Raw genomic sequence first — 11,904 nt, forward strand, 5'->3', positions numbered from 1 at the left:
GTTGATTGGAATGAAACGACTCGATCCGACGACGGTCGAGTTTAGGGATTCGTGCGCCGCGGATCTGCGGCCCGACGCGCAGCGCTTCTTTGCGCAGGCCGGAACGAACGGACACATTTCCGTCACGAAGCCGCCCCCCCGATCGGCCGCGCGACACGCGCGGCGCGCCCTTCAGTGTTGTGCAATCCGGAAGGCTGCTTGCCGGCGCGGCCGGTTTTTCCACGCGCGGCGGCTGCGTAGACTTGGTCTCGTCAGTCCGGATCGCCGATCGCGGACTGCATCGAATCGAATCACACTGGAGGTCATCTTGAAATCGATCGTCGTCACCGCCGCCGCCGCACTCGTGCTCGCCGCGCCGGCCGTCTCGTTTGCTCAATCGTCGAACGGCTCGCTCACGCGCGCGCAAGTCATTCAGGAGCTCGTCGATCTGGAATCGGTCGGCTACCAGCCGTCGCGCGGCAACGACAACACCTACCCCGACGACATCCAGAGCGCGCAGCGCCGCCTCGACGCGAAGCGTCTCGCCGCGCGCAAGGCGGCCGAGGCCGCGTACGGCCCGGCCGTCGCGGGCGCCGCGCAGGCGGGCAAGCCTGCGGCCGGCGCGCGGTAAGCGAGCGTCGTTCGACAGGCATCGTTCAGGGAGGCGTCGTCAGTGAAGAGGCAGGCGCGCGACGCGCCGCCTCTTTGCCGGTTGATGTTTGACGTTTGCTGTTTTGCCGCTTTGTTGCCTTGCTCTTACCGCTTGGCCCGCGCGCCTTGCCGAAGCTATCGCGCCGCTCCCGCACCAGCAAGCCGTCGCCGTGCGCATCGCTCCGGCATTCCGGCAGCCCGCGCCGAGGCTCACGCGGCGATCACGCGACGATCGCCGTGAAGGAGCGCCGCGCCGCATCCCGAGCCCGGTATGCGATTGCCTTTCACGACCGACGCGACAGGCACGGACAACACGGCACGGGCATCGCTCAATGCGATACGCGGACATACGGACATGCTGATATACGAACACGCGCGACACGCGATGCACGACACGCGATGCGCCGCCGCCCAACGCACGCGGGCACGCGGCGGCGCATCGCGCCGACATCGAAGAATGGATCGCTCAGTGGCTGAGCGCGTGCGCCGATTCGAGTCCGACGTCGAGCGCGCCGGCGATCGCGCTTTGCGTCGCGTCGGACGCTTGCGCGACGATCGCCGACAGCATCGCCTCGTCGCGCGCGATCATCTTCGGCATGTGAAAGCGCAGCGCTTCGACCCAGGTGCGCACTTTCGCATCGATGAAGCGGCGCGACGGATACAGCGCGTAGACGTTCATCTTCTGCAGCCGGTGCGCGGGCAGCACGCGCACGAGGTTGCCGCAGCGCAGGTCCTCGATCGCCGCGTAAAGCGGCAGCATGCCGATGCCGATGCCCGCGCGGATCGCGACCGCGAGCGACTCGGCGGTATTGGTCTGCACCGGGCCGTCGACCTTGATCTCCTCGGCGCCGTTCGGCCCTTCGAGCAGCCATTCGTTCGTCGGGAACGCCGGCGTGCGCAGCGTGAGGCACGCGTGCCGCGCGAGATCGCGCGGCGTGCGCGGCGCGCCGTGCGCGCGCAGATACGCGGGCGTCGCGCACAGAATGCTGAACGTCGAGCCGAGCAGATGCGACACCAGCTCGGAATCGGGCAGCGACGATGCGGTCACGACCGCCATGTCGCTCGATCCGTCGAACAGGTCCGGCATCCGCTGCGACAGCGTGAGCTCGATCGATACGTCCGGATGCTGGCTGCGGTACGCGGTGAGCGCGGGCAGCACATAGTGCTGGCCGATGCTCGCGAAGCTGTGCATCCGCAGCACGCCTGCCGGGCGCTCGTGCGCGCAGCTCGCCTCTTCTTCGGCCTGATCGACGTCGGCGAGAATCTGCCGGCAGCGCAGCAGATAGCGCTCGCCCGCGGGCGTCAACGCGAGGCGCCGCGTCGAGCGGTTCATCAGGCGCGTGCGCAGCCGCGCCTCGAGCTCCGACACAGCGCGCGACATCGCGCCCGTCGTCGAATTCAGCGATTGCGCGGCCGCCGTGAAGCTGCCCGCCTCCACCACGCGGGCGAACACCCGCATGTTCTGTAGCGTATCCATTCCCGTCCGAAACGTATGTAGAGACGATATTGTCCTCCAGCAGGGCCCGCACATTGTTGCCGCCACGGCAACTATGGTTTCCCCGCGCCCGCGTTAATGCGCGTGCGCGCGGCTCCTACAATCGGCGCCTCTCCGGTCGGCCTGGCAGCGTCGCGCGAGGCCGGAGGCCCTCGATTCGCGCCCGCCAGAAGCACCGCCCACCACCATGAAGCACGAGCCCGCGCTACAGCGATTCCTCATCGACCCGCAACGATGGCAGGAGCGGCTGCGAAGCGCCGGCAGGCTCGCGCGCGACTGGGCGGGCCGCGACGGCCTCGTCTGGCTGCATCTCGCGAAGACGGTGGCGGCCGCGCTGCTCGCGATGGGCATCGCGATGCTGCTCGATCTGTCGCAGCCGCGCATCGCGATGACGACCGTGTTCGTGCTGATGCAACCGATGAGCGGGATGGTGCTCGCGAAGAGCTTCTATCGCGTTATCGGCACGGGCGTCGGGCTCGTCGCGGCGCTCGCGCTCGGCGGCCTCTTCGCGCAGCAGCCGGAGCTGTACATGGCCGGCATCACGCTGTGGGTCGCGTGCTGCATCGCGGCCGCCGTGCGCAACCGGCACTTTCGCTGGTACGGCTACGTGCTCGCCGGCTACACCGCCGCGCTGATCGGCCTGCCCGCGGTGATGGCGCCGAACACGCTGTTCCTGTCGGCGCTTACGCGCGCGGCCGAAGTCGCGGTCGGGATCTTCTGCTCGGGTGCCGTCAGCGCGCTCGTGTTTCCGCTCAGTTCGAGCGATGCGCTGATGCGCACGCTGAACGCGCGGCACGCCGATTTCGTCGCGTTCGCGGCGAGCACGATGGCGGGCACGGTCGAGCGCCGCGATTTCGAGCGGCGCTTCGCCGACTTCGTCGACGGCATCGTCGGCTTCGAGGCGACGCGCGCGTTCGCGACGTTCGAGGACCCGCACATCCGCGCGCGCAGCCGCCGGCTCGCGCGGCTGAACAGCGAGTTCATGAACGCGTGCGCGCGGCTTCATGCGTTTCATCAGTTGCTCAAGCGGCTGCGCGCGAATCATGCGGCCGAGGTGCTCGCGGCGATCGCCCCGCACGTCGATGCGCTGTCGGGCGCGCTGTCCGCGCTGCGCCGCGATCTCGCGCAGCCGCGGGCGACGCCGTCGCCGTCGCTGTCACCCGCGCCCGCGCTCGTCGAGCTGAGCGCGTATCTGGCCGCGCTGGCCAAGCGCGCGCGCGCGTCGCGACGCGCGCTCGAGACGCTCGCGCCCGCCGGCGTGCTCGATTTCGACACCGCGATCGAGTTGCTCTACCGCTTCGTCGACGAATTCCTCGGCTATGCGCAAACGCACGCATCGCTCGCGCTCGACAGCCACGTGCTCGAACGCTCGATCACGCGCTACGCAGTAAAGACCAACCGCTACTTCGTCGGCTTCACGTTCCTGCGCACGCTCGTCGCGATGGGCGCGATGAGCGCGTTCTGGATCGCGTCCGAATGGCCGAGCGGCGCGCTCGCGGTGATCGGCACCGCGATCGCGTGCGCGCTCAGCTCGACCGCGCCGCGCGCGAGCCGCTTCGTCGCGCAGATGGCCGCCGGCGCGGCGCTCGCGACGCTCACGGGCTATCTGTACGTGTGCCACGTGTATCCGAACATCGACGGCTTCCCGCTGCTATGCGCGGCGCTCGCGCCCGCGCTCGCGGCGGGCGCGTATCTCGCGACGCGCCCGGGCAAGTCCGGCTACGGGATCGGCTTCGTCGTGTTCTTCTGCCTGCTCGCGGGGCCGGACAACGTGATCGTCTACGCGCCCGACGTGCTGATCAACAACGGGCTCGCGCTCGTCGTGTCGATGCTCGCGGCGTCGATCGCGTTCGCGGTGGTGTTTCCCGCCGAGATGCCGTGGCTCACCGGCCGGATCGCGCGCGACCTGCGCCGGCGGATCGCGCTCGCGTGCGACGGTCCGCTGCAAGGGCTCGACCAGCGCTTTCAGTCGAGCTCGCACGATCTGATGTCGCAACTGCGCAATCTGCTGATGAAGCGCTCGCGGCGGCATCGCGATGCGCTGCGCTGGATGCTCGCGACGCTCGAAGTCGGCCATGCGGTGATCGACCTGCGGCGCGAGATGCAGGCATTCACGGCCGCGCAGCCCGCGCAGGCGCTGCGCTGGAGCGCCCTGATCGACGCCGTGCGCGACGCGCTGCCGCGGCTTTTCGAGACGCCCGACGCGCATCGGCTCGCGCGGGCGCTGAAGTCGGTCAATCTCGCGATTCGCGCGGTCCAGCACACGCAGCACCTGTGGTACGCGGTGCCCGACGAGCGCCGCCGGATGCAGCGCATCGTCAGTTGCCTGCACTTCATCCGCAGCGCGCTGATCGACCAGGACGCGCCGTTCAACCGCGGCTCGCGCGCCCGCGAGCGCGTGCGCGCGAGGCGCATGTGACGCGCGAAACGATCGTTGTGCGAAATGGAAAGAAGCTCCCCAGGCCCGGCGATTAATCCGCACCGGTCCGAGTCCTATAGTTTCATCACCGTCGAGCAAGACGGAAAACCCTCAAGGAGAAATTCGAATGAAGTCGCTGCAAATCGCCGTCCTCGCGCTGTCGCTGTCCGCCGTCATGGCCGCCGCTCATGCGCAAACCGCCGCCGACGCGGGCCGGCAACCGGCGAGTCGCACCGAAGCCGTGCAATCCGCCGGCCGCGTCCCCGCCGCTCACCAAGACCGCCAGGACCCGAACGCATGCGTCGGCCCGGTCAGCTTCTGCAACATCTATTTCGGCAGCTAAGCGGCATGCGCGCCGCGCTCCCGGCTGAACGGAAAGCTCGCATCGAGCTTTCCGTTCGATGACTTCAAGCTGTCAAAAACCTTTGCGAGACTGCGCGCTCGATTCACCGTCCGCGCTTGCGTTCCGGCGAGCGGCGGTGCCCTCCAGCCGAACCATCCTCTCGCCCTCCGTTTCGATGAAACGCCGTCTCGCCCGCCGCGTCGCCCCGACCCTCTTGTGCCTCGCGCTCGCCGCCTGCGGCGCCGATGACGCGAACGACGCCGCGCCGCCGTCCGCCCAGCCAGCCCCGATTCCCGACGCGCCCGCGTCGACGCCCGCTCCCGCGCCCGCACCCACCTACTACCAGACGAAGACGCCGTATCGGCCGCAGCAGGACGCTTCGAGCTACGAAGCGCCGCCCGCGGGTTACGCGCCCGTCTACACCGAAATGGTCGCGCGCCACGGCTCGCGCGGCTTGTCCGGCTTCAAGTACGACGGCGCGATCTACGACATGCTGAGCAAGGCGGACGCCGAGGGCGTGCTGACGCCGCTCGGCCGGCAACTGAAGGCCGACACGTTCGCGATGATGAAGGCGAACGCACTGCTCGGCTACGGCGTCGCGGGCATCTCCACGCCCGGCTACGGCAATCTCACGCAGGCGGGCATCCGCGAACATCAGCAGCTCGCCGCGAGGCTGCTAGAGCGGCTGCCCGCGCTGTTCGACACGGTCGCGGGCGCGGCGGGCGGCGCAGCGCGCAGGATCGTCGTCGTCCACTCCGGGCAGGATCGCGCGGTCGACAGTTCGGCCTACTTCTCGGGCGCGCTCGTCGCCGCGCGCCCCGCGCTCGCGCCGGCGATCACGCTGCCGAGCGCGCCGGCCGGCTATCCGGAAGGCGCTCCCGTCGCGCAAGCGGCGGGCGTCGACCGATTTCTGCTGTACTTCCATGCGCTGAAGCCGTCGGTCGATCTCGTTGCGTCGACGGCCGATCCGCATTACGCGACTTACCGCGACAGCCTCGCGTATCAGGCGTACGGCGGCGACGCCGTCGTCGCGGCGAAGCTCGACGCGATCATGCAATCGCCGCAAACGTCACAGGTCGCGCAAACGGTGCTCGCCGGGCTCGTGACGCCGGATTTCGCGGCGAAGCTCGGCACGGCGGGCCATACGTTCTCGAACACGGGCACGTACACGTTCGCGTCGTCGGACGCGAGGTTCGCCAATACGCTCAAGGGCGACGGCAAGACCACGATCCACTCCGCCGCCGACGCCGCGAACGTGCTGTACAACCTGCTGCAGGCCGCGCCCGCGATGACGGCCGAGACGGGCGGCGTCACGATGGAGCGCTACATCGCCGCGCCGCAGGCCGAGTATCTCGCGTATCTTCAGGATGCCGAGGATTTCTACGAGAAAGGCCCGGGCGTGGCCGAAGCGAATCCCGTCACGTACCGCATGGCGCAGGCGCTCGTCGACGATTTCTTCGCCGAGATCGACGCGATCGCGCGCGGCGACCTGACGAACGCGGCGAAGCTGCGCTTCACGCATGCCGAGGTCGTGATTCCGTTCGCGTCGATCCTGAAGCTGAAGAACGTTTTCGCCCCCGTGCCGCAAGCGCAGACCTACACGTACGCGAACAATCCGTGGCGCGGCGAAGCGGTTTCGCCGATGGCCGCGAACCTGCAATGGGACGTGTACCGCAACGGCTCGCGGCTCATCGTGAAGATGCTGTACAACGAGCGCGAGACCGATTTCCAGCCCGCATGCGACGGCGCGCGGATCGCGCCCGGCAGCCGCTTCTACGACTACGCGGGCCTCAAGCGCTGCCACGGCTATCGCTGAGCATCGCCCGCGCGCGGCCGCCAGCCGGTCTCGCGCAGCGCATCGACGAGCCGCGCGGCGCCGAGCGCCTCGACGCGCACGCCGCGCGCCGCGAGATCGGTCGCCGCGACGAGCGCGTTGACGATCGCCTCCTCGACCGCTTCCGCCGCCGCGTCGAACAGTGCGGAGATGTGCGCGTCGGCGACCATCCGCACGCCGACCGTCGCCGGGCCCGGCCGGCCGTAGCTCGCGATCGGCAGCCCGGTATTGCCGGTCGCGAACGCGACAAAAATGTCGCCGCTCGAATTGTCGGTGCCGCCGCCGACGCGCGCGAGCCCGACGCTCGCGCGCTGCGCGAGCCGCGTGCATTGATGCGGCAGCAGCGGCGCGTCGGTCGCGAGCGTCACGACGATCGAGCCCATGCCGGCCTCGCCCGCCGCGCCGGCCTCGCCCGCCTCGCCGAACGGCGAGTGCGCGTCGCGCAGCACTTCGCCGACCGGGTAGCCCGCGACGCGCAGCGCCGCGCGCTGCCCGTAGTTCGCCTGCACGAGCGCGCCGACCGTCCAGCCGCCCGCCGCGTCGGCGACGACGCGCGACGCGGTGCCGATGCCGCCCTTGAACTCGTGGCAGATCATGCCGGTGCCGCCGCCGACGCAGCCTTCCTCGACCGGGCCCGAACGCGCGGCGGCGAGCGCCTGCGCGACGTGCCCGACGCGCACGTGCTGCCCCCAGATGTCGTTCAGGAGTCCGTCGAACGTCTCCATCACGACCGGCATGCACCAGTACACGTGCTCGCGGTCGCGCGCGCCGCCCTGCGCGCGCTCGGCGGCGACGAGCGCATCGCGCACGATGCCGACGCTGTGCGTGTTCGTGTACGCGATCGGCGTCGTCAGCAACCCCGCCTCGCGAATCCATTCGAGCCCGGTCGCGTCGCCGTTGCCGTTGAGCACGTGAACGCCCGCGAAGCACGGCTCGTCGCGCGCGCGCGCGGCGCGCGGCTCGATCACCGTCACGCCGGTATGCGCCGACGCGTCGCCCGCGTCGACGTGCACCGTGTGGTGCCCGACCCGCACGCCGGCGACGTCGGTGATGGCGTTCAAGCGCCCCGGCTTGCCGCGGCCGATGCGAATGCCCAGATCTCGTGTGCGCATGCTGATGGTCCTCTCTTTCGGTTCGTTGTCCGGTTCGCTGTTCAGATTCAGAGCGCGCGAAACGCCTCGCTGCGGCGCGCCCACATCGCGTAGGTCACGAGCGAGACGGCCGCGAGCCCGGCGATGATGTAAAGGTCGGTCGGCTTCGTCGCGGCGGCGATCGTCGTGTACAGCGTATACCCGGCGCCCGCGATCGCGACAATGGGCGGCAGCGGCCACCACGGCATCCGGTAATGATGATCGACGTCGCGCCGCGTCACGCGGCTCGCGAGCGCCGCGACGCCGACGGCGAGATAGATGAGCAGCAGCAGATCGACGGTGAACGCGGTCAGTTCGTCGAGGCTCGACACGAACACGAGCAGCGTCGACGGCACGGCGAGCGTGAGCGTCGCGACCCACGGCGATTCGAGGCGCGGATGGATGCGCGTGAACGCGCCGTTGCACGCGCGCGACCACAACGCATGGCGCCCGCTGCTGTACAGGAAGCGCCCGACCATGATGACGATCGCGATGATCGCGTTGAACACGGACAGGAAGATCCCGCCGCTCACGACGCGCGACACGCCCGGATTGCTGAGCGCGCGCACGACGTAGCCGATCGGATCGGCGCTCTTCGCGAGCTCGACGAACGACGGCGCGCCGAGCACGATCGCGGTGAGCGGCACGAGCTCGACGACGAGAATCACCGCGAGCGAGCAGATCACCGCCTTCGCGATGTCGCGATTGCCGCCTTCGAGATCCTCGGCGAGAAACACGGCCGCGCCGAAGCCGTTGTAGCAGAAGATCGCCGTGCCGACGGCCGGCATGATCGCAGCGAGCGTCGCGGGCACGAGCGCCGCGCCGTTCGCGACGACGGGATGCACGAGCGCGAGCGGCGAGCGATGCGGCTCGGAGAAGCCGAGATACGCGATCAGCGCGAGCACGAGGATCTCGATCACGAGAAACGCGCCGGTGATCCACGCATTCGTGCGAATGTTCAGGATACCCAACGCATAGCTCGCGAGCACGATCGCGAGCGCCACGGACTGATTGCGGAACTGCGTGCCGAGCGCCGCGTTCAGATAAGGCGCGGCGCCGCTCGCGAGCACGGCCGGAATGAACACGTTGACGGCGAGCACCGCGACGAACGTCAGATAGCCGGGCAGCGCGCCGAACACGCGCTTGACCATCACGTACTCGCCGCCCGCGCTGCGGTGCGCGGCGCTCAGCTCCGCATAGCAGAGCGCGAACGCGAGCGCGAGCAGCCCGCCCAGCACGAACGACACCACCGCGCCGCTGCCCGCCTGCTGGATCGCGAACGGCGCGATCACGAAGATCGAGCTCGCGGGCGTCACGCCCGACACCGTGATCATCACCACATCGCGCACGTTGAGCGAACGCGCGAGCGTGTCCGGCGCGCGCGCGCCGCCCGGTGCGGCCGCCGCCGCGCTCGAAGACTCCGATATCATCGCCATCTTGCACTCCTTTGCCGCAGGTTTTTGAACGCCCATACTCGGGCAACGCATGGCGCGCAGTCTAGGAAGCCAAATTGCGCGCCGCCATTCCCCCTTGGGGTTACGCCAAACCGGGGCGCACATGGATCGACTGTTCAGCGAAGTAGCGATGCATCAAGCGTTCGGACGCGCGCTCGATCATCTCGGCGAGCCGCGCTTCTGGCGCTTGCTGATTCTGTTTCTCAACGAGATCGTGCCGTTCGACAACGCGCTCGCGACCGCGCTCGGCCGCGACGGCGCGCCCGTCGTGCTCGACGAATACGACACGGGCGGCGCGAGCGGGCCGTCGCCCGTGCCGCTGTACCTGGACGGGCTCTACCTGCTCGATCCGTTCCTGCAGGCCGCGCACGACGGACTCGCGGACGGCTGCTACCGGCTCGAGGAAGTCGCGCCCGACCTGTTCCGGCAAAGCGAGTATTTCCTCAGCTATTTTCGCGACGCGGTCGGCGAGGACGAATTGCAGATCATCGTGCGCACGCGGCCGGACGAGATGCTGTCGTTGTCGCTCGGCGCGCACGCGCGCTTCGATACCGGCACGCTCGGCCGCCTCGCCGCCTGCTCGCCGTGGCTCTTCGCGGCGATCCGCCAGCAGCGCCGGCTGCAGGGCGACGCGTCGCGCGCGCTCGGAGACGACGATCTCGCCGAACGCGTCGAGCGCGCGCTCGCGCGCTTCGGCGCGCCATTGCTGACCGAGCGCGAGATGGCGATCGCGCGGCTCGTGCTGCGCGGCAACTCGTCGAAGGCGATCGCCGAGCGGCTCGCGATCTCGCCCGAGACCGTGAAGGTGCATCGGCGGCACTTGTATTCGAAGCTCGGGATCTCGTCGCAGCCGGAGCTGTTCTCGCTGTTCCTGCAGGCGCTCGGGCACGATGCGCCGCGCTGACGCCGCGCCGCCCGCGCGGCCGCGCTCCCGCCCGCGGGCGACGATCGCCTTTCCTCCATGCGCAAGACCGTCTATGGTTTGAAAGGGTGCGCAACGGGCGCGCGCCGCCGCGACGCGGCGCACGTGCCCTCCCCGATGCCCGTCGCGCCCGCCGAAACAAGGAGACAGCCATGAGAACCGCTTATGTCGCGTGCGCGCTCGCCGCCGGATTCGCGTCGGCCGCCGCGTTCGCCGATGCGCCCGCGATGCCGAGCGGCGGCATGCTGGTCGCCGCCAACGGCATGACGCTTTACACGTTCGACAAGGACGCCCCGAATGCGGGCAAGAGCCTCTGCAACGGCCCGTGCGCGGCGAACTGGCCGCCTTACAAGGCGAGCGCGACCGATCGGCCGACGGGCGGCTACACGATCATCAAGCGCGACGACGGCACGCTGCAATGGGCGTACCAGGGCAAGCCGCTCTACTTCTTCGCGAAGGACGCCGCGAAAGGCGACAAGAAAGGCGACGGCTTCAAGGACGTCTGGCACGCGGTGAAGGAATAGCCGAGCGGGCGGCGCGGCGAACACCGGCGGCGCCGTGCGGCGTCGTGCTCGCGTGCGTGCGCGTCTCCAACGTGCAGGCGGAGGCGCGTGCGGATGCCTCGCGCCCCCGCGCCGGTCCCCATCGGCGGCGGCATCGATGGCGACGGCCGCGCTATCGGCGCGCCGATCGTGCGCGGCGTATGCGTTTTAGATGGAACAATCGCCCGACGGATCGCGCCGTCGTCGTGCGAACCGCATACGCGCCGCGATCGCGGACGACGAACGTGTCTGCCCGCATCGCTCGCGCATGCCGGCAACCATCGCAAGCGATCGGCGGCGGCGCGCGAGACACGAGGCATGGGCGCGCGCCGTGAACGGAATCGGCCATGAGCGTCGTCACGCTCGCATCGTGTGCGAACGCTTCCGCATGCGACACGACGTACGACGCGCCATCGACGCCGGCATGTCGACCATGCCGGCGCACGCCATCGCGACGGCACGCGATGCCGATGCCGATGCCGATGCCGATGCGATGCCGAAGCGATGTCGCATCGCGATGCGCACTCGCGCGCCGACATTCCGGCCGGCGCGCCGCGGCACGATGGGCGCGGTGCCGTGCGGCGCGGCGCGCGACGCGGACGACGCAGGCCCGCGGCCGCGCAACCGCGCGCCGGCACGCTCACCGCGCCGGCAGATACTTCAGCGGATCGACCGCCACGCCCTTGCGACGAATCTCGAAATGCAGCATCACGCGATCGGCGTCGCTGTCGCCCATCTCGGCGATCACCTGCCCCTTCGCGACCGGGTCGCCTTCCTTGACCAGCAGCTTGCGATTGTGCGCGTATGCGCTGAGGTACGTGTCGTCGTGCTTGATGATCACGAAGTTGCCGTAGCCGCGCAAGCTGTCGCCCGCATACGCGACGACGCCTCTTTCAGCGGCCCTCACCGGCTCGCCCGCCGTGCCGCCGATGTTGATGCCGGCGTGCTTCGCGCCCGCGGCTTGCTTGAGGATCGGGCCGCGCGCGGGCCACGCGAAGCTCAGCGCAGCCGCGGCGGACGCCGCGGGCCGGTGCGCGGCCGCGCTCGTCGGGCCCCGCGGCGTCGTGCAGGCGGCGAGCATCGCAACGGCGGCCGCGGCGGCGCAGGCGGCGCGCGACGCGAATCCGAACGACCG

General features: G+C 69.7%; 9 protein-coding genes and 2 pseudogenes. 7 read left to right on the plus strand and 4 right to left on the minus strand.

Going from position 1 to position 11,904, the window contains the following annotated elements; all coding sequences use genetic code 11:
- The first annotated feature begins 4 nt into the window (after positions 1-4).
- Positions 5-240 (plus strand): annotated as a pseudogene (locus BTH_RS35600) (hypothetical protein).
- 67 nt (positions 241-307) lie between these two features.
- Complete coding sequence (locus tag BTH_RS08415) at positions 308-610, plus strand: DUF4148 domain-containing protein (protein ID WP_009897586.1); 303 nt, start codon at positions 308-310, stop codon at positions 608-610.
- A gap of 486 nt (positions 611-1,096) precedes the next feature.
- Here the strand turns inward: BTH_RS08415 and BTH_RS08425 are convergent, their stop codons facing one another.
- Positions 1,097-2,107 carry a LysR family transcriptional regulator gene (locus BTH_RS08425; protein WP_009897589.1) on the minus strand — a complete coding sequence of 337 codons (1,011 nt, stop codon included), beginning with the start codon at positions 2,105-2,107 and terminating at the stop codon, positions 1,097-1,099.
- 205 nt (positions 2,108-2,312) lie between these two features.
- Between BTH_RS08425 and BTH_RS08430 the strand changes: the two genes are divergently transcribed.
- The 3 genes from BTH_RS08430 (at position 2,313) to BTH_RS08440 (ending at position 6,703) form a co-directional block, all read left to right on the plus strand.
- Positions 2,313-4,544: an FUSC family protein gene (locus BTH_RS08430; RefSeq protein WP_009897591.1), complete on the plus strand. Its 2,232-nt coding sequence runs from the start codon at positions 2,313-2,315 to the stop codon at positions 4,542-4,544.
- A gap of 127 nt (positions 4,545-4,671) precedes the next feature.
- Positions 4,672-4,887: a hypothetical protein gene (locus BTH_RS08435; RefSeq protein ID WP_009897593.1), complete on the plus strand. Its 216-nt coding sequence runs from the start codon at positions 4,672-4,674 to the stop codon at positions 4,885-4,887.
- A gap of 175 nt (positions 4,888-5,062) precedes the next feature.
- Complete coding sequence (locus BTH_RS08440) at positions 5,063-6,703, plus strand: histidine-type phosphatase (protein ID WP_025404196.1); 1,641 nt, start codon at positions 5,063-5,065, stop codon at positions 6,701-6,703.
- On the opposite strand, the gene BTH_RS08445 is transcribed toward BTH_RS08440, so the two are convergent.
- Entirely contained in the window at positions 6,694-7,833 is a 1,140-nt protein-coding gene (locus tag BTH_RS08445) for a P1 family peptidase (protein WP_009897596.1), read from the minus strand. The two genes, BTH_RS08440 and BTH_RS08445, sit on opposite strands and share 10 nt — an antisense overlap.
- A gap of 47 nt (positions 7,834-7,880) precedes the next feature.
- Positions 7,881-9,287 carry an APC family permease gene (locus BTH_RS08450; protein WP_009897598.1) on the minus strand — a complete coding sequence of 469 codons (1,407 nt, stop codon included), beginning with the start codon at positions 9,285-9,287 and terminating at the stop codon, positions 7,881-7,883.
- 148 nt (positions 9,288-9,435) lie between these two features.
- Between BTH_RS08450 and BTH_RS08455 the strand changes: the two genes are divergently transcribed.
- Together BTH_RS08455 and BTH_RS08460 are read left to right on the plus strand one after the other, a co-directional pair.
- The gene (locus tag BTH_RS08455; RefSeq protein ID WP_009907818.1) at positions 9,436-10,209 is read left to right on the plus strand and encodes a helix-turn-helix transcriptional regulator; all 774 of its coding nucleotides are present in this window, start codon (positions 9,436-9,438) and stop codon (positions 10,207-10,209) included.
- Positions 10,210-10,379: 170 nt separating this feature from the next.
- Positions 10,380-10,751, plus strand: coding sequence for a COG4315 family predicted lipoprotein (locus tag BTH_RS08460; RefSeq protein ID WP_009897601.1), 372 nt, complete (start codon positions 10,380-10,382; stop codon positions 10,749-10,751).
- Positions 10,752-11,409: 658 nt separating this feature from the next.
- On the opposite strand, the pseudogene BTH_RS35025 reads toward BTH_RS08460, so the two are convergent.
- Positions 11,410-11,769 (minus strand): annotated as a pseudogene (locus BTH_RS35025) (murein hydrolase activator EnvC family protein); the annotation flags it as partial.
- Positions 11,770-11,904: the final 135 nt, after the last annotated feature.

The organism is Burkholderia thailandensis E264 (assembly GCF_000012365.1).
Taxonomy (GTDB): domain Bacteria; phylum Pseudomonadota; class Gammaproteobacteria; order Burkholderiales; family Burkholderiaceae; genus Burkholderia; species Burkholderia thailandensis.